Here is an 18,240-nt window from a genome sequence, read left to right on the forward strand (position 1 = left end):
ATAAAAGCAGCGTTCCGGCAAACCATCCTCCCTCATTTGAGTCCCATGCAGCAATGAGGGGTGCGTTCAGGCGTTGGACGCGAACAAGCGAATATGACTACGCTCCATGACGGTGTCACCGATTGAGAAACTGGAGTTCGAGATGCCCCATTGGCTGGTGATAGATCTGGAGGCCACCACCGAAGAGGGCGGTTGGCCGGTGGCAGAAATGGAAATCATCGAGATTGGTGCCTGCGTGGTTAATGACGATGGCCGTGAAGTGGACCATTTCGAGCGTTTCGTCAGGCCCGCGCGCAGGCCGATGCTGACTTCGTTCTGTCGAGAACTGACTCACATACAACAGGCGCAGATCGACAGTGCGCCACTCTTTACCGCCGTCTGGCCACAGTTCGAGCGCTGGCTGAGCCATCACCGGACCCGCCTGCTCGGCTGGGTCAGTTGGGGCGACTACGACCGCCAGCAATTTGAAGTGCAGTGGCAGCAGCACCAGCTCACCAGCGAGCTCAGCGGCCTGGCGCACGTCAATCTCAAGCAGCGCTTCGCCCAGGCGCGTCAACTACAGAAACCCTGCGGACTCAACGCCGCACTGCAACTGGCAGGCATGCATTTCAGCGGGCAGCAGCATCGAGCCCTGACCGACGCGCGCAACACCGCCCGACTGCTCCCGTTGGTCATTCCCGGCTGACCGTGACGCATTTCTCAAAGCGGATGACGGCCTTTTGTACGTTGGGCATACTGTCCGACCTTTTTCAGCCCTTTCCGAGGAGATCAGCCATGTTCAAGGTCAACGAGTATTTCGACGGTACCGTCAAGTCCATCGCCTTCCAGCAAGCCGAGGGCGCAGCCACTATCGGTGTCATGGCTCCGGGAAAATACAACTTCGGTACTGCAGATCGCGAGATCATGCACGTCGTCTCCGGCTCGCTGAAAGTCCTGTTGCCCGGCAGCAATGACTGGGAAACCTTTAATGCAGGCGATCAGTTCCGCGTTCCGGCCAACAGCAAGTTCGATCTGGAAGTCAGCGTTGAAACCGCTTACCTCTGCGAATACCGCAAAGACTGATGGTTCACAAAACGGCGCTCAGGGCGCCGTTTTACTGTCCGCAGCCCCATCCTGTGTCCCCGTATTGAACTGCAACGCCGCCAGCCGTGCATACAGCGGATTGCTGGCGATCAGCTCCCGATGCGTGCCGACCGCCACCAGCTTCCCGTGATCCATGACCGCGATCCGGTCAGCGTTCTGCACCGTGGCGAGCCGGTGAGCGATCACCAGCGTGGTTCGCCCCCTCATCAGCGTCGGCAAGGCCTGCTGGATCAGATGTTCGCTCTGCGCATCCAGCGCACTGGTGGCTTCATCGAGCAACAGGATCGGCGCATCGGCCAGTAATGCGCGCGCGATCGCCAGACGTTGGCGCTGGCCGCCCGACAAGCCCATCCCGCCGTCGCCCAGATGCGTCTGATAGCCCTGAGGCAGCAATTGAATGAACTCGTGGGCGTGGGCGATGCGCGCAGCAGCTTCGACTTGATCGACGCTGGCGACGGGATTGCCGTAGCGGATGTTGTCTTCGACGCTGCCAAAGAACAACGCCGGTGTTTGCGACACCCAGGCGAAGCAGCGACGCAGGTCCAGTGGATCGAGGCGTTGGACAGGCAGGCCTTCAATCAGGATCTGCCCTTGCTGCGGATCGTAGAAGCGCAGCAGCAGATCGAACAGCGTTGACTTGCCCGCGCCAGACGGCCCCACCAACGCCAGCGTCTCCCCCGCCTCAACGGTCAGGCTCAACCCTTCAAGCGCATTACGCTCGGGACGTGACGGGTACGCGAAGCTGACGCCCTCCAGGACCAATCGGCCACTGACGCGTTCCGGCAGCGTCAGCAGATTGTTGTCCGGTGGCGTAATTTCACTGCGCGCCTGCAACAACTCGGTGATTCGCTCTGCCGCGCCTGCCGCCCGTTGCATCTCGCCGATCACCTCACTGAGGGTGCCGAACGCGCTGCCGACGATCAGGCTGTAGAACACGAACGCCGCCAGTTCGCCACCGGAAATGCGCCCGGCGATGACATCCATCCCGCCCACCCAGAGCATCACGCCCACGGCGCCCAGCACCAGCACGATGACCAGCGTGATCAACCAGGAGCGCTGCAGGATCCGCTTGCGGGCGGTATCGAATGCGTCTTCGGCGGTCTGCGCAAAGCGCTGTCGATCCTGCTCCTGATGGTTATACGCCTGCACGGTCTTGATCTGGCCGAGTGCTTCTGACACATAGCTGCCAACGTCCGCGACCCGATCCTGACTCTCACGGGACAGACTGCGCACGCGGCGTCCGAAGATCAAAATGGGCGCAACCACCAGAGGGAGCGCAACCACCACGATGCTGCTCAGCTTGGGGTTGGTGAAAAACAGCAGGATCACCCCGCCGATGACCATCAGCGCATTGCGCAAGAACATGGACAGCGATGAACCGATCACCGATTGCAGCAACGTGGTGTCAGCCGTCAGGCGTGACTGGATTTCCGAGCTGCGGTTGTTCTCATAAAAGCCGGGGTGCAGGCTCACCAGGTGATCGAACACCTGCTTTCGCAGATCGGCCACCACACGCTCGCCGATCCACGACACCAGATAGAAGCGGGTGAACGTCCCCACCGCCAGCGCCAGAACCAGCACCATGAACAGGCCAATCGTCTCGTTGAGCAAAGTGGATGACCGGGTCATGAAACCCTGATCGACCATGAGGCGGATGCCTTGTCCCATGGACAACGTGATCCCGGCGGTCACGATCAGGGCGATCAGCGCACCGAAGGCCTGCTTGCGGTACGGCGCGATCATCCGCAGCGCCAGACGGATGGCATGGCGCTGACGCCCGGAAAACACTGAAGGCATGGAAGGCACCTGATAGACGACTCAAGCGCAGAGCCTACACCGCCCTCCCGATGAACGCTCGTCGACTTTCGCTGAACTCAAGGGGCAGACACCAGTCTGGGTAGAGGTATCCACGACGGCGTGGGGCGGCGTTATGAATGCACGAGTGCGCGTTTAGAGCAGATCGGTCTAACGGGAAGGTGGCGATTTTTACCGTCATCTGTTGGACTGATTGGACGCTCGAAGCGTCCAGGGATGTCATGGCGCAGTCATCGAGCGTGGATAAATTGAGGCGCACAACCTGATGAAGGAGACAGGCCATGAGCTTGCAGAACAGCAGCAATCACGAACCCGTCGTTCGGCCCCAACCCCAGGCGCAACTGGGCGGTGCGATCTTCGATGAAAACGGGAAAGAAGTCCTGATTACTGAAGAGATGGTTCAGGCCGCGTGTCAGGAATGCGAAAAGTACTGGGTCAAACCTGAAAAACAAGACGGATGAGAACACTCAACTGAAACCCGGCCGCGATGCCGGGTTTTTTATGCGGGCAAATCAACAAACATTCCGCAATACATGCCCCACCGAGCCCCCATTGCGCTCAGCCATTTCCTGCGATTACGTCCGGTCCCTCATATCCAGACCATTCAGGAAACCTAACGATGTCCGCTACCCATTACAGCTATACCCCCGCTGAACTCGACGCCATTTACCGCACGCTGGAAACCACCCTGTTCGGCGTTAAACGAGACATCGGGGAGGACGGCCGACCTTCCCCGAAAATCCTCATCGTGGCTGGCGTCCAGGGCTCCGGGAAGACTTACATGCTGAACAACACCCTGCTCAAGGATCCGCGTTACAGCAACTATGTACGCCTCTATCTGGAGAGCTTTCGTGAACTGCATCCCCGTTATGCCGAGTTCGCCGATCAGGACGTGACCAGTCGTTACAAGCACACCGAAACCTTCATCTGGGAACTGTGCAGCCGCATCTTCAGCCACGCGCACAAGAACAAGTTCAACATCATCATGGAAACGGCGCTGGATACCCGTGCCTTCGCCAACGTCATCTCGGGCGAAGAACTGGCCGACTACCAGTTTGATGTTCACCTGATCGGTTGCAAGAAGGATTTCGTCCATCTCTCCACCATCAAGCGAGCGCTCGATGCGCTGGAGAACGGCACGCTGGAACGTTTCGTCGACATTGCGAGCATCGAAACCAGTATCGACAACGCAGAAGTGATCCTGAATGCCTTTGAAACAGCGTGCATGAGGGTCAGCGGTTCAACAATCAGCATGTACGAGCGTGGTTTTGGCGAGCTGAGAAACCGCAAAATGCTGTGCAGCAGCCGATGCGACCAAATCACCACACTGACGCCCAAAGCATTCACCGACGAAAAAGGGACGATCCACTCCGTGCAGGAACAGACTCACCGCATCGTGCGCAGCGAGCAATACCCGGTTCCGTGCAGCTTCGCCAGCTTCACCGCGTTGGTTAACGCGCCAGTCACCGGTCAACAGGATCGTCAGGAGGCCTGGCAGGAAGCGTACTCAGCTTTGGCCCGTATGCGGACCTTCTGGCAGCAAACACCCCCTCGCCTCGCCGAAACCTTGTGGTCCTACATCAAGAAATACACAGCGTGATCACTCACTGACGCACGCTGCACCGAGCGCCGCCACCATTTTGCACAACACGTCGGATTCGCCGTCGATGCGCACGCTCAGGCTGTCGATTTCGCGACGCGGCGGGTAGTGTTTGCGCAGCGCATCGAACGCCAGTCGCTGGGTCGCAGAGTCACCGACCAGGCTGCGACGAAAGTCCGCATCGTCTCGGCGTGGGTCATACACACCCCGGCAAAGCATGTTCAGGGCCCACGCGGGATCGGTGGCTGCATCGAGCGTCACGTGCGCAAGCCAGGGTTTGGGCAGCAGGTCGTCGAGACGGATACTCGGCGATTGCCCCAAGTGTGCGCACAAGGCTTGATAAATCTGTGCGGTGCCGCGCTGACGGCCGTCAAGACTATAACCGGCAATATGCGGTGTGCCGATGACACACAACTCGGCCAGCTCAACATCGACCAGGGGTTCCTGCTCCCAGACATCCAGCACCGCTTGCAGGTCTTCGCGCTCGAGCAGCACTTCACGCAACGCCGTGTTGTCCACGATGGGGCCACGGGCCGCGTTGATCAGCCAGGCGCCCGGCTTGAGGTCCAGCAGACGGGCGCGGTCGAACAGGTGCCAGGTCGGCAGGTCGCCCGTTTTGTTCAGCGGGGTGTGCAAGCTGATCACATCGCAGCGAGCGACGATCTCGTCAAGGCTGACGTAATCGCCGCCCTCTGCGGCCTGGCGCGGCGGATCGCAGACCAGCACGTTCCAGCCCAGCCCCCGCAACACCTTGATCAACCGACCACCGACCTGCCCTGCGCCCACCACGCCGTACGTGCGTTGACGGAGGTCGGCGCCTTCAATTTCCGCGAGGGTCAACAGACTGCCGAGCACATAGTCCACCACGCCTCGGGCGTTGCACCCTGGTGCACTGGACCACTGGATACCCGCTTCGTTGAGATACCCGAGGTCGAGGTGATCGGTGCCGATGGTGCAGGTGCCGACGAAACGGACCGGCGTGCCTTCCAGCAATGCACGGGTGACCCTGGTCACCGAGCGCACGAGCAGGATATCGGCGTCGGCCACGGCTGCGCGGTCGAGGGTACGTCCGGGATAGCGGCGAATCTCGCCAAAACCGGAAAAGAAGGCGTCAAGCAGTGGAATGTTTTCGTCAGCAACGATGCGCATGGTGAGCTCCCTGGAGTCGCGGCAGTGTAGGCGCTCGCACGCGGGCGGGCCAGCGCGGCGCATCGCTGCATCCAGGAACGAGGCGACTCAGCCCTGTTTCTTGCGGATCCAGTACAGGTACACGCCATCGGCGGCCTGTTTTTCAACCAGCTCATGGTCCAGAAAAACACAGAACTTGGGAATGTCCCGCTGGGTCGAAGGGTCGGTGGCGATGACCTTCAGCACACCACCCGCCGGCAGGTCGCGCACCTTCTGGTGCAGCATCATTACGGGTTCCGGGCAATTGAGACCGGTCGCGTCGAGGACGGCGTCGACGGCGAGGCTTTCGATGGATTCAGACATGAGGCGCTCCAAAAACTGGCGGGCATTGTCGCTTAAAAGCGGTGAGGCGCCAAATCCGCCTGATGGATTGCGATCCCTCTGGGGACACGGACCTGTGGAAGCGAGCTTGGTCTGGGCGGCATTCCGAAAAGGCGGTGGGTCAGCGACATCAAGGGTGAATGACACACCGCATTCGTCAGCAAGCTGACTCCCACAGGGGTTATGTTTATTCAACGAGTGAAGTGTTGAAGCTCACAGCGCAAAGCGAGTTCTGGCTTTTGATCTTCATACCGCAGCAGCCCAGACACCACAAAACGCGACTTGGGTGCAGGCTGAACGCAGGCGGCGCGCAGTGGGCCGAGCGGCATGGATGCCGCGAGAGCGCCGTCAGGACATGGATGTCCGTTCGGCGCGGGCCCACGGAGCGTCGCCGAAGTGAAGGTACCCGACGAAGTCGGGCCCAACCAGGAGCATAGGACCCTTGGTTACTTGGGGTCCTTTCAAGTAACCCGCCGAAGGCGGAACAGTTTGGACGTTAGGACAAACCCAACCATCAGCGTCACCCCAAATAGTGGAAATTCACATCATAAGAGCGAGCTTGCCCGCGAATCGGCCACTGCAACACCCTCTGATTCAACCGCTTCGCGAGCAATGTCACTCCCACATGGGCATTGCATTTGGGCATTAACCTTCGGGGTTCACACAGCTCTACTACGCTGCTGCCTACACAGCTTGTAGGATTCTGCGACATCTTGACGGTTGGTGATGCATGACCCGGCACGTATGATCCTTGACATTTTTCCCGCAGATTAGAAGCCTATGTCCCTGATAGTTCTACTGCTTCTGCCCTTCATCGGCAGCTGTCTGGCGGCGCTTTTGCCGCACAATGCACGCAACAGTGAATCCATCCTGGCCGGCCTCATTGCCTTGATCGGTGCGATTCAGGTTGCGCTCTGGTACCCGCAGATCGCCCACGGCGGCGTGATTCGCGAAGAGTTTTTCTGGGTTCCCAGCCTGGGTCTGAACTTCGTGCTGCGCCTGGACGGGTTCGCCTGGCTGTTCTCGATGCTGGTATTGGGCATCGGGACGCTGGTGTCGCTGTACGCGCGTTATTACATGTCGCCGGACGATCCGGTGCCGCGGTTCTTCTCGTTTTTCCTGGCATTCATGGGCGCCATGCTTGGCCTGGTCATGTCCGGCAACCTGATCCAGATCGTGTTTTTCTGGGAGCTGACCAGCGTCTTCTCGTTCCTTTTGATTGGCTATTGGCACCATCGCGCCGACGCCCGCCGTGGTGCCTATATGGCGTTGATGGTGACGGGCGCTGGCGGACTCGCCCTGTTGGTCGGCGTCATGCTGCTCGGGCACGTGGTCGGCAGCTATGACCTGGACCGAGTCCTGGCCTCGGGCGACGCGATTCGTGCCCATGCGTTGTACCCGGTCCTGCTGACGCTGATCCTCATCGGCGCGCTGAGCAAGAGCGCGCAATTCCCCTTCCATTTCTGGCTGCCCCACGCCATGGCCGCGCCGACGCCGGTGTCGGCGTATCTGCACTCGGCGACCATGGTCAAAGCCGGGGTGTTCTTGCTGGCACGGCTCTGGCCTGCGTTGTCCGGCAGTGAACAATGGTTCTGGATCGTCAGCGGGGCCGGCGCCTGTACGTTGGTGATCGGTGCCTACGCGGCCATGTTCCAGACCGACCTCAAAGGCTTGCTCGCCTACTCCACCCTCAGCCACCTGGGTTTGATCACGCTTCTTCTGGGGCTCAACAGCCCGCTGGCTGCCGTCGCGGCAGTGTTCCACATTCTCAACCACGCGACTTTCAAGGCGTCGCTGTTCATGGCCGCCGGCATCATCGACCACGAAAGCGGCACCCGTGACATCCGCAAACTCAGCGGCCTGATCAAACTGATGCCCTACACCGCGACGCTGGCCATGGTCGCCAGCGCGGCCATGGCCGGCGTGCCGCTGCTCAACGGATTCCTGTCCAAAGAGATGTTCTTTGCAGAAACCGTGTTCATCACCTCGACGGCCTGGGTGGAGAGCGCGCTGCCGGTGATTGCCACCGTGGCGGGGACCTTCAGCGTGGCCTATTCCCTGCGCTTTACGGTCGATGTGTTCTTCGGCCCGAAAGCCACCGACCTTCCGCACACACCGCACGAGCCACCTCGCTGGATGCGGGTGCCGGTCGAACTGCTGGTGCTGGCCTGCCTGATCGTGGGTATTTTCCCGGCCCAGTCGGTTGGCCCGTTGCTGGCCGCCGCAGCGCAACCTGTCGTGGGCGGCACCTTGCCCGAATACAGCCTGGCGATCTGGCATGGCCTGAACGCACCCATGATCATGAGTCTGGTCGCCATGGGCGCAGGCATTTTGCTGTATCTGCTGCTGCGCAAACCGATCAAGCGCGAGCGCTTCGCAGGGCCGCCGCTCATCTGGCGCCTGAACGGCAAGCGATCGTTCGAACGCGTACTGATCGTCACGCTGCGTGTGGCACGCACCGTGGAAGAACAACTGACCACCCGACGTCTGCAGGCGCAGTTGTTCCTCATGGTGTCTGTCGCGCTGATCGCTGGTTTCGTGCCGATGTACGAAAACGGCCTGAGCTGGGGTGATCGGCCGAAAATTCCGGGCTCCGGCGTGTTCGTCATGCTCTGGTTGATCGCCATTGCCTGCGCCCTCGGTGCGGCCTGGCAGGCCAAGTACCACCGGCTTGCCGCCGTGACCATGGTCGGTGTCTGCGGGTTGATGACCTGCGTAACCTTCGTCTGGTTCTCCGCGCCTGACCTGGCACTGACCCAACTGGCGGTCGAAGTGGTGACCACCGTGCTGATCCTGCTTGGCCTGCGCTGGCTGCCACGACGTAATGAGAACGTTGCTCCGTCGGGCCGCTCACGAAACCGTGCACGGGTACGGCGGGTGCGCGATTTCATTCTCGCCGTGGGTGTCGGTGGTGGCATGGCGCTGTTGTCCTACGCGATGCTGACGCGCCCGACGCCGAATACGATTTCAGAGTTTTACCTCAGCCGCGCACTGGCCCAGGGCGGCGGCACGAACGCCGTCAACGTGATGCTGGTGGACTTCCGCGGCTTCGACACGTTTGGTGAAATCACCGTGCTGGCCGTGGTCGCCCTGACGGTGTTCGCCCTGCTGCGACGCTTCCGCCCGCCAAAAGAAAGCATCGCATTGCCTGCTCAACAACGTCTGCTGGCGCGCGACGTGGTCACCGACCTGGTCAACCCGCGCCACGCGACCGACACGGCGCTGGGGTTCATGATGGTTCCGGCGGTGCTGGTACGCTTGCTGCTGCCGGTGGCCTTCGTGGTGTCGATGTACCTGTTCATGCGCGGCCACAACCAACCGGGGGGCGGCTTCGTTGCGGGTCTTGTGATGTCGGTCGCGTTCATTCTCCAGTACATGGTCGCCGGCACGCAGTGGGTCGAGGCCAACATGAGCCTGCGACCGCTGCGCTGGATGGGCACCGGCCTGTTTTTCGCGCTCGTCACCGGACTGGGTTCGATGGCGCTGGGCTACCCGTTCATGACCACGCATACCGCGCACGTACATTTGCCGCTGCTGGGGGATCTGCATGTCGCGAGCGCGCTGTTTTTCGACATCGGCGTGTACGCCGTAGTGGTGGGCTCGACCTTGTTGATTCTGACGGCGCTGGCGCACCAGTCGGTCCGTAGCCATCGGCCGACTGCGTTGCCACAGCCGATTGATCCCGCCCCTTCAACCTCGACACAAGGAGCCCTCTGATGGAAGAAGTCATTGCCATTGCCATCGGCGTGCTCGCCGCCTCCGGCGTGTGGCTGATTCTACGTCCACGGACTTTTCAGGTGGTCATGGGCCTGTGCCTGCTGTCGTACGGCGTCAACCTGTTCATCTTCAGCATGGGCAGCCTGTTCATCGGCAAGGAACCGATCATCAAGGACGGCGTGCCGCATGACCTGCTCAACTACACCGATCCCCTGCCTCAGGCGCTGGTGCTGACTGCGATCGTCATCAGCTTTGCGATGACCGCGCTGTTCCTGGTGGTGTTGCTGGCGTCCCGTGGACTGACCGGCAACGACCATGTCGACGGTCGGGAGAGCAGCGAATGAATCTGATGAACCAACTGATCATCGCGCCGATCCTGCTGCCGGTGCTGACCGCCGCGCTGATGCTCTGGCTCGGTGAGAAACACCGACCGCTGAAGGCACGCATCAACCTGATGTCGACCGCGCTCGGTCTGGCGATCTCGATCACGCTGATGATGTGGGTGCAGAAGACCGGCACCACCGGCTCGATTGGCGTCTACCTGCCCGGCAACTGGGAATCGCCCTTTGGCATCGTGCTGGTGGTCGACCATCTGGCGGCACTGATGATGGTGCTGACCGGCATCGTTGCGTTTTGCGCCCTGTTGTTCGCGCTGGCACGCTGGGACCGGGCAGGTGCGAGCTTCCATGCGCTGTTCCAGATTCAACTCATGGGGCTGTACGGGGCGTTTCTGACCGCCGACCTGTTCAACCTGTTCGTGTTCTTCGAGGTGCTGCTGGCCGCGTCCTACGGCTTGATGCTCCACGGTTCGGGTCGCGCGCGGGTGTCAGCGGGTCTGCATTACATCACCATCAATTTGCTGGCCTCGTCGTTGTTCCTGATTGGTGCGGCGTTGATCTACGGGGTCACCGGCACGTTGAACCTGGCTGATCTGGCCGTGAAGATCCCACAGGTTTCACAGGCCGATATCGGGCTTCTGCACGCAGGTGCCGCGATTCTGGCGGTGGCTTTTCTGGCCAAGGCCGGCATGTGGCCGCTGAATTTCTGGCTCGTACCCGCCTACTCCGCCGCGAGCGCGCCCGTTGCCGCGTTGTTTGCGCTGATGACCAAGGTCGGTGCCTACACGCTGCTGCGTCTGTGGACGCTGCTGTTCAATGGGCAAGCCGGAGACTCGGCCTTCTTCGGCGGCGACTGGTTGATCTGGGGCGGCATGGCCACGCTGGCGGTGGCGGCGATTTCCGTGGTCGCCGCCCAGCGTCTGGAGCGTATGGCGAGCCTGAGCATTCTGGTGTCAGCGGGTATTCTGCTGTCGGCCATCGGCTTCGGTCAGCCGAGCCTGACTTCTGGCGCGCTGTTCTACCTGGTCAGCTCGACGCTGGCGCTGAGTGCGTTATTCCTGCTGGCAGAACTGATCGAACGTTCACGCTCGGCCAATGAAATTCCCCTGGAAGACGACGCCGACCAGTTGCCGAAAACCGTGGAATCGTTGCATCCAGTACCGGGTATCAATCTGGATGACGAACAAAAAGCCCTCGTCGGCCAGGTGATTCCCTGGACGATGGCTTTCCTTGGACTGAGCTTCATCGTGTGTGCGCTGCTGATCATCGGCATGCCACCGCTGTCGGGCTTCCTGGGCAAACTCACGCTGATCAGCGCCCTGCTCAATCCGCTGGGTCTGGACGTGGCGAAAGACGAGGCGATTCGCGTGGACAGCTGGACGCTGGTCGTACTGCTGATCGTGTCGGGCGTGGCGTCACTGTTCGCCTTCGTCCGGGTGGGTATCAAGCGTTTCTGGACCGCGCAGGACCGGCCGTCGCCCGCGCTGCGTCGTAACGAGTGCATCCCGATCACCTTGCTGCTCTGCGCGTGCATCGTGCTCACATTCAAGGCACAGGCGCTGTTGCGCTACACCCAGGACACGGCTCAGGCGCTGCACGATCCTCAGCAGTATGTGCTGTCGGTCATGGCCGCCAGACCGATTCCCGGCCCCACTACTGCCGCAGCGGAGGTGCAGCCATGAAGCGTCTGTTGCCAGCGCCACTGTTGTCAGTGTCGCTGTGGGCACTGTGGTTGTTGCTTAACCTGTCGCTAAGCGCCGGCCATCTGCTGTTCGGCGCGCTGCTGGGGCTACTGGCCCCGATCATGTTCGCCCCCCTTCGTCCTCTGCCTGCGCGCATCCGCAAACCGGCCGTGGCATTGAGCTTGTTCTTTCTGGTCGGACGAGATGTGGTGCTGTCGAATCTGCAGGTGGCCTGGGGCGTGTTACGTGCTTGCCACACATCACCGCGCTCGGCGTTCATCAAGATCCCGCTTGACCTGCACGACGCCCACGGTCTGGCGGCGCTGTCGGTGATCTGCACGGTGATACCCGGTACGGTGTGGTCGGAACTGGCGCTGGATCGCAGCGTATTGCTGCTCCACGTCTTCGATCTGGGCGATGAGGTGCAGTTCATCGAGCACTTCAAGACCACCTACGAACGTCCGCTGATGGAGATTTTTCAATGAGCCCGCTGCTCAGCCACGCGATCCTGCTCAGCTTGTCCCTGTTTACTGCCGCGATGGTGCTGACCCTGATTCGACTGTTCAAAGGCCCCTCTGCACAGGATCGCGTCCTGGCACTGGACTACCTCTACATTCTGGCGATGCTGATGATGCTGGTCCTGGGGATTCGCTACGCCAGCGACACCTACTTCGAAGCGGCGCTGTTGATCGCGTTGTTTGGTTTCGTGGGTTCATTCGCCCTGGCGAAGTTCCTGTTGCGCGGCGAGGTGATCGAATGAATTCGTTGTACGTATTGCCGTTCTGGGTCGAGGTGCTGACGGCGGTACTGCTGGTGTTGAGCAGTCTGTTCGCGCTGGTCGGTGCGGTGGGGCTGTTGGGGATGAAAGATTTTTTTCAGCGCATGCACCCGCCTGCTCTGGCCTCGACCCTGGGTGCGTGGTGCGTGGCGCTGGCGTCGATCGTCTATTTTTCGGCAACGAAGGAAACGCTTGTGCTGCACGCCTGGCTGATTCCGGTTCTGTTGGCGATTACGGTGCCGGTGACGACCTTGCTGTTGGCCCGGACGGGGTTGTTTCGCAAGCGTATGGCGGGGGATGGGGATGTGCCGCCCGAGGTTTCCGAGGGGCGGCGTGAAGGGAAGTGATACGGCGCTGGGGCCTGGGGGCTGGGCTTTAGGCTTTGATCGTTCCCACGCTCCGCGCGGTAACGCAGCGACTGACGCTCTGCGTCAACGCGGACACAGAGCGTCCTGGATCACTCGCTGGCCTTGAACACCAGTTCGCCCTTGCGCCATTTGGCAGCCTTGGCCGTTGCGGACTTGAGCACTTTACTCAACCCCAGCTGGATCTGTTCATGGGCAGCAAACACCATGAACACGCTGTTCGATTCCTTGAAAACAATACCGTGGCCTTCGGGCACATCGACAAAGGCATACTCGCCCAGACCGTAGAGGGTCATCTTGATGTCGCGAAACCTGATCTCGAATTTGCCGCCTTCGCGACTGGGCAATACGGCGGCGCGAAAGTGATCGCCCACTTTCAACTCCAGGCGCGGTTTGTCATCGACCACCAGTGCGGTTTCGGTGTCGATTTCAGACATGTAGATGCCTTCAGGGGACTGCTCGATGACGTAAACGAAACGTGCCTGGAACTGCTTCACCAACTTCGCGCGCAAATCGCCGAGCACGAACAACGCATGGGTATCCAGATTACTTACTGCCAATGTACAAACTCCCAACCTGATAAGAGCTCGCCCGGCCACGGGGCCAGGCAAGAAAAATACGAGAAAAACGGTACGCCCCGATTGCCGGGGACTGGCATGGCTGTGGATTCTACCGGCTCAGAGTCTATACGGGATATATGCCTTTCGTCCGTTATATGACCATTTTTGTACATGGGCGCCCTGCCGGGGGCTGTGTCCAGTCGCCTGGACATCGAACGAAGGGTACTGAATCGTTCAGGCAAACAGTTAGAACTCTTGCACCCTGAACGGACTCACATGCATCACACGCTCCACCCATGCCCACGCCAACCCGGGTTTTTGACCCGCCAGGGAGACACTATGGAACTTACTCCACCGACACTTGCGACATTGTTCGAACAGTTGGGCCTTGACTCCGATCAAGCGAGCATCGACGCGTTTGTCAGTGCCCATTCGTTGCCCGACGACGTGAAGCTCATTGACGCAGACTTCTGGACACCGCAACAGGCACGTTTTCTAAAAGAGGAGCTACGGGTAGATGCCGAATGGGCTCCTGTCGTGGACGAGCTCAATGAACTGCTCCATTCGACCAAAGCCAGCTAAGCGAAGGCCTTGAAAAAGATGGCGGCCACTCAGGCCGCCATCTTTCCTTACATAATCGGTAATGCCCTCTAACAACCCCTGATCACAACCGGGCCGGGCTAGTGCGGATACCCCGACTGACTTTCATTTGGAAACCGCAGTCTCCCATCGGCTGCCGGAGCGTGGAGAAAGAAGCTTTCAACCAGCCTGCCGCGCCGCCCCAACGTGTTGTTCCAGTGCGCCGAACAGTGAATGTATCGTTGGTACAGCATCTTCAGCTCGCTGTCGCTCAGTGACACGTCTTCCCCGCGCGCATAAGCGATCAGTTTAACCGCCACCTCCCGTAGCTCCGGTGGCAGACTCAGGTCCGGCGACTCTGGGACAGGTTGAAACGGTACACCTTCGTCGCACGCCAGTGCGTGCATCACCCGCAGGTAAACCCTGGACAGATGGCCGAACACCCGACGCTCCAACATCACGGTTGCCACCACGCTCTTCGTCCCTGAACCGCGCTGCGCGACGCGTTCGATGCACTCCACCCCCATCGATGCCGTATCGTCCAGCGGATCGATCCATCGCTGCGCCTCCAGGCGGACCATCTCGGCGTGCGTTTCCAGCCAGGCATCGGTGGTTTCGAACGGCGTGTTGGCGCTGACCTGGCTGCGACGCGGCCGGCTCAGCGCAATCTTCTCCACCGATTGAGCGTGGTAACCGCCGCCGACATCCGAATGGCTCCCTGGTACCACGATTTCTCGCGGCCAGTCAGGCGTCACACTGTTCAAGGCGAAATTACGTCGATGCTCGTCGGCCGCCACCAGGTGCAGGACTTGCTGCGCACACCCCGGCGGCAAAAACAGATTGACCCGCGTGTTGACGGCATCGCGAACATTACCCAGATCGGAAATCCCCCCCACTGCCGCCACGGTGTCGAAAAGCCCGATCACCTTCAGGCGTATACAACCGCTGCTCCAGGAAAAATCTGCTGCCAGCGGCAGCTTGCGAGTATTGAGGATCGGCTGGAGGGCACCACGCGGTCCCTTGAGCACTTCATTGGCGAAATGGCGGGCGGATGCTGCTCCGCGGCTGAAGCCAAAAAGGTCCAGTTCGAGGGCCGCGATCACGCACGCTGGATTGTCGGCTTCAAAAGTATCGAGTACATCGCCAATCTTTTTGACGCCTCTATACACTTTCGCGACGACGCCCGTATTACCTCGCCCAAAACCCTGACCCGACACTCTGGAATCACGACCGCCAGAAGTGGTACCCACGCCTCCGACATAAACGGCGTGATAAACCCGCAATCCGTCCCCCGCATTCCGGGCTTTGGGCTGACACCGATATAAGTCGGCCAGTCGGGCAATGTTGGTGAGGTCATTGCTATAACTGCTGCCGGGATCGGAATGCCGACCCCCGCATTCCTTGATATGTGCATTGTTATAAACTTCGGCCATGGCCTGGCAATCGGCGCCAATCTGGCTATTGACGCGGTTATTGCCCGTTCCGTCGAAGAACACGCCAATGCGAACAGTAACGCTCAACGCGCTGGCCGCGGAGCTTGAAGTTGTGTGTGTATGGAAAGCTTTCATAAGCAGAGCACCTGTGAGGGCTGACGATCATCCGGACATGTTGCAGCCGGACCTATAACTCACAGAATGCTCACGCCTCTGACAGCGTCAACGGGGAGAATGGAACTTCAGAAACTTCCCACTCATCTATCAGACAATTAAAAGACTTATGCTCATTTATCCCTCTGATTCGGAGATTATCTTCGCCGTCTTCAAGGCGAAACTAAACAAACAACGCGTAAATAAACAACCTTTAGATACGACAACCCGTCATTAATGGGCAGACCTGATTCGGGTCCGCGCTTTCAACACACGGTGATCACTGCATCAACCGGATTGAACAGCTCCGCCTTCGGGCCTGTACCCCAGGCGCAGACCGCCCCAATGCCTGCCTCTGACCATGATGGGCACCGACAGATCGTGCATCAGTTCGCCGGTGTCTCGGGTATAGGTCTGCAGCAGCACCGGTTGCTGATGGCTGCCGCAGCGAATGCCCGTACGGTCCTCGAATTTGCGCTTGGTCCGGTTGGCCACGGCGTCGACCGCAGCATCACCGGTCAAGGGCTTGCTGAACGCCTGGTTGTGGGTTGGAACATACCCCTGCTGTGTGCAGGCAATCGCGAACACAAGGCCCTCATGACGCGACAGCAACGGCTCTTGAATGGCCGGCAGCACCTGATCGGTATAGCGGTCGAAGCGAGTCTGGTATTTGGTCGGAGACGTGTTGGCGATGGGTTGATAAGCGCGGTCGAACAAGTCCTCCAGACTCACTCGCCGCTGGTCGAGGTCGCGCTCGAACTGTTGCGCGATCTGGCTGGCGCCTTCGCGCGCGAGGTCATAGACGCGCTGGTGATAATCGTCCAGACCGACCTCCGCCAGGCGTTCACTGATCGTCTCGGCCTGCCCTTCCATTTGCACCGCCGACCTGGCCAGTTGGCGCGTCTGATCGTCGCTGATGGCCAGGTCACTGCGCATCTGCTCCACGGCCACGAACAGGCTGCTCAGTTGCGCCTGGTTGGTCTGCGCGCCCAAAGCAATTTCATTGACCTGCCCCTCCACACCCGCAGCCAGTCGCGCGATGCTGGCGAGCTGCTGCCCGGTCAGTTCTACCTGCTCGACACCACCATTCAGGTCGCCGGACAACTGGCGGATCTGCTCGACCACCTGCGCGGTGCGTTGCTGAATGTCGGCCACCATTTCCCCGACCTCGCCGGTGGCCGATGCGGTACGTCCCGCCAGCCCCCGTACTTCATCGGCGACCACGGCAAACCCGCGACCATGTTCACCGGCCCTGGCCGCTTCAATCGCGGCGTTGAGCGCCAGCAGGTTGGTCTGGCTGGCGATCGACTGAATCACCGCCGTCACCCGCTGGATATCTTCACTGCGCTGGCTGAGTGCTTCGATCAGGTGCCGGCTGTTGTCGGCGCGCTCACTGAGTTGGTGCATCAAGGTGATGGATGCGTTGAGAACGCTCAGCCCCGCATCGCTGCTCTGCCGCGCTTCGCTGGCGGCGCTGAGGGCTTGCTGACTGAGCGAAGAGGTCGCCCGCTCGGTGGCGATCATCACGTCGGCACTGCTGACGATCTGCTCGGCAGCATCGACCTGGGATTGCAGCTTGCCCGCCAGTTGCCTGACCGAATACGCAACCGCCGCCGCCGACAGCGCATTGTGGCTGGTGCTGCGGGACAGATCGCGGGTCAGTTTGCCAAGGGCGTCTTCCTGGACGGCCTCGGGCGCGGGCACCCCACGGGCCGCGAACAGACGTGGCAACCACAGGACCAGCAGGCTCAACGGCAAGCAGACATACACTGACACCCCGCCCCAGGCCATCGCCCCCAGCACCAGGCACAACGCCATGCTCTGCAACAACGGCATCAGCCAGCGCGATCCCCTGACGGACGTCGGAGCGCTCGCCTTTGGCAGTTGTGGAGGAAGCGTCGCGGTGTAACGTCCATTCGCAGCCATATCCGTGAACCTGCTTATCATTATTTTGAAAGCATTAAACGCCACATAGAGGCCTTGCGCCATGAGTCGATGGTGGTAGTCGGTCGGATTTACGAAAGAAAGTGCACCTGAGGCGCATCAGTAAACTGCAGGCGACAAAAAGCCCGACTGCCTGGAAACAGGCAGTCGGGCCTTGACCATCCTGTCGGCCGGATCAGGCCTGACGCTGGTGGCGGTCGATCTGTTCGTGGCGTTCCTGGGCTTCGATGCAGTACTTGGTGGTCGGGCTGATCAGCAGACGCTTCAGGCCGATAGGCTCACCACTGTCATCGCACCAGCCAAACGTGTCTTCGGCGATACGGGTCAGGGCCATTTCCAGCTGTGGAAGCATGCGCTGATCGCGGTCGATCACATTGACCAGCCAGTGGCGCTCTTCTTCGACGGAAGCAGCGTCAGCAGGATCAGCCGGAGTGTCCAGGCTTTCGATAGCGATACGGCTCTGCTCGATGCGCTCGTGGATTTCCACTTTCATGTCTTGCAACAGCTTGACGAAGAAAGCGTGTTGCTCCGCGTTCATGTAGTCATCGGCCGGCATCGCCAGCAACTTTTCCTTGGTCATTGATTTCTCTATAAAAAAACGTGCATTAAGGCGAATCAAGGGAGCGCCTTGGCCCGAGTTTAAAAAGCGCCGTAGTCTCCAAGCGCCATCGGGCACTCAATTTA

Annotated in this window: 18 protein-coding genes; 11 read left to right on the forward strand and 7 right to left on the reverse strand. The window is 60.3% G+C overall.

From position 1 onward, the window contains the following. Positions 1-142: 142 nt before the first annotated feature. Positions 143-685, forward strand: coding sequence for a 3'-5' exonuclease (locus tag BMY73_RS18530; protein WP_062390519.1), 543 nt, complete (start codon positions 143-145; stop codon positions 683-685). 89 nt (positions 686-774) lie between these two features. Continuing rightward, complete coding sequence (locus BMY73_RS18535; RefSeq protein WP_062390488.1) at positions 775-1,062, forward strand: pyrimidine/purine nucleoside phosphorylase; 288 nt, start codon at positions 775-777, stop codon at positions 1,060-1,062. 18 nt (positions 1,063-1,080) lie between these two features. Here BMY73_RS18535 and BMY73_RS18540 read toward each other — a convergent pair whose 3' ends face one another. Further along, the gene (locus tag BMY73_RS18540; protein WP_092408884.1) at positions 1,081-2,880 is read right to left on the reverse strand and encodes an ABC transporter transmembrane domain-containing protein; all 1,800 of its coding nucleotides are present in this window, start codon (positions 2,878-2,880) and stop codon (positions 1,081-1,083) included. 299 nt (positions 2,881-3,179) lie between these two features. Here BMY73_RS18540 and BMY73_RS18545 point away from each other — a divergent pair, with 299 nt between their 5' ends. Both BMY73_RS18545 and BMY73_RS18550 read left to right on the forward strand, forming a co-directional pair. Beyond that, complete coding sequence (locus BMY73_RS18545) at positions 3,180-3,359, forward strand: PA1571 family protein (RefSeq protein WP_062390484.1); 180 nt, start codon at positions 3,180-3,182, stop codon at positions 3,357-3,359. Between the two features lie 158 nt (positions 3,360-3,517). Beyond that, entirely contained in the window at positions 3,518-4,498 is a 981-nt protein-coding gene (locus BMY73_RS18550; RefSeq protein ID WP_175500211.1) for a zeta toxin family protein, read from the forward strand. On the opposite strand, the gene pdxB is transcribed toward BMY73_RS18550, so the two are convergent. Beyond that, the gene (gene pdxB, locus BMY73_RS18555; RefSeq protein WP_092408888.1) at positions 4,499-5,647 is read right to left on the reverse strand and encodes a 4-phosphoerythronate dehydrogenase PdxB; all 1,149 of its coding nucleotides are present in this window, start codon (positions 5,645-5,647) and stop codon (positions 4,499-4,501) included. It lies immediately after the preceding gene. An 87-nt stretch (positions 5,648-5,734) separates the two neighbouring features. Continuing rightward, positions 5,735-5,989: a sulfurtransferase TusA gene (tusA, locus tag BMY73_RS18560; RefSeq protein ID WP_092408890.1), complete on the reverse strand. Its 255-nt coding sequence runs from the start codon at positions 5,987-5,989 to the stop codon at positions 5,735-5,737. 798 nt (positions 5,990-6,787) lie between these two features. Between tusA and BMY73_RS18565 the strand changes: the two genes are divergently transcribed. Genes BMY73_RS18565 through BMY73_RS18590 form a run of 6 tightly spaced genes read left to right on the forward strand, consistent with a single transcriptional unit; the run spans position 6,788 to position 12,869 of the window. Further along, the gene (locus BMY73_RS18565) at positions 6,788-9,724 is read left to right on the forward strand and encodes a monovalent cation/H+ antiporter subunit A (RefSeq protein ID WP_092408892.1); all 2,937 of its coding nucleotides are present in this window, start codon (positions 6,788-6,790) and stop codon (positions 9,722-9,724) included. After that, positions 9,724-10,068: a Na+/H+ antiporter subunit C gene (locus BMY73_RS18570; protein ID WP_062390475.1), complete on the forward strand. Its 345-nt coding sequence runs from the start codon at positions 9,724-9,726 to the stop codon at positions 10,066-10,068. The genes BMY73_RS18565 and BMY73_RS18570 overlap by 1 nt, the downstream gene beginning before the upstream one ends. Beyond that, complete coding sequence (locus BMY73_RS18575) at positions 10,065-11,744, forward strand: monovalent cation/H+ antiporter subunit D (RefSeq protein WP_062390473.1); 1,680 nt, start codon at positions 10,065-10,067, stop codon at positions 11,742-11,744. The genes BMY73_RS18570 and BMY73_RS18575 overlap by 4 nt, the downstream gene beginning before the upstream one ends. After that, positions 11,741-12,229 (forward strand): Na+/H+ antiporter subunit E, encoded by a 489-nt coding sequence (locus BMY73_RS18580; RefSeq protein ID WP_092408894.1) that lies wholly within the window; start codon positions 11,741-11,743, stop codon positions 12,227-12,229. The genes BMY73_RS18575 and BMY73_RS18580 overlap by 4 nt, the downstream gene beginning before the upstream one ends. Next, positions 12,226-12,504 carry a K+/H+ antiporter subunit F gene (locus tag BMY73_RS18585; protein ID WP_062390469.1) on the forward strand — a complete coding sequence of 93 codons (279 nt, stop codon included), beginning with the start codon at positions 12,226-12,228 and terminating at the stop codon, positions 12,502-12,504. Before BMY73_RS18580 ends, BMY73_RS18585 begins: the two co-directional genes overlap by 4 nt. Further along, entirely contained in the window at positions 12,501-12,869 is a 369-nt protein-coding gene (locus tag BMY73_RS18590) for a Na+/H+ antiporter subunit G (RefSeq protein WP_092408896.1), read from the forward strand. The genes BMY73_RS18585 and BMY73_RS18590 overlap by 4 nt, the downstream gene beginning before the upstream one ends. A gap of 110 nt (positions 12,870-12,979) precedes the next feature. On the opposite strand, the gene BMY73_RS18595 is transcribed toward BMY73_RS18590, so the two are convergent. Beyond that, positions 12,980-13,447, reverse strand: coding sequence for a hypothetical protein (locus BMY73_RS18595; protein WP_092408898.1), 468 nt, complete (start codon positions 13,445-13,447; stop codon positions 12,980-12,982). A 339-nt stretch (positions 13,448-13,786) separates the two neighbouring features. Here BMY73_RS18595 and BMY73_RS18600 point away from each other — a divergent pair, with 339 nt between their 5' ends. After that, the gene (locus BMY73_RS18600; protein ID WP_062390464.1) at positions 13,787-14,029 is read left to right on the forward strand and encodes a DUF2789 domain-containing protein; all 243 of its coding nucleotides are present in this window, start codon (positions 13,787-13,789) and stop codon (positions 14,027-14,029) included. Positions 14,030-14,127: 98 nt separating this feature from the next. On the opposite strand, the gene BMY73_RS18605 is transcribed toward BMY73_RS18600, so the two are convergent. The 3 genes from BMY73_RS18605 to BMY73_RS18615 all read right to left on the reverse strand — a co-directional run bounded on the left by BMY73_RS18605 (position 14,128) and on the right by BMY73_RS18615 (position 18,136). Further along, positions 14,128-15,594: a T6SS phospholipase effector Tle1-like catalytic domain-containing protein gene (locus BMY73_RS18605; RefSeq protein ID WP_092408900.1), complete on the reverse strand. Its 1,467-nt coding sequence runs from the start codon at positions 15,592-15,594 to the stop codon at positions 14,128-14,130. Between the two features lie 306 nt (positions 15,595-15,900). Next, positions 15,901-17,538: a methyl-accepting chemotaxis protein gene (locus BMY73_RS18610; protein ID WP_371914988.1), complete on the reverse strand. Its 1,638-nt coding sequence runs from the start codon at positions 17,536-17,538 to the stop codon at positions 15,901-15,903. A gap of 193 nt (positions 17,539-17,731) precedes the next feature. Continuing rightward, complete coding sequence (locus BMY73_RS18615; protein WP_062390457.1) at positions 17,732-18,136, reverse strand: TraR/DksA family transcriptional regulator; 405 nt, start codon at positions 18,134-18,136, stop codon at positions 17,732-17,734. Between the last annotated feature and the right edge of the window lie 104 nt (positions 18,137-18,240).

The sequence above is a fragment of the Pseudomonas sp. NFACC02 genome, from assembly GCF_900110765.1.
Classification (GTDB): Bacteria; Pseudomonadota; Gammaproteobacteria; order Pseudomonadales; family Pseudomonadaceae; genus Aquipseudomonas.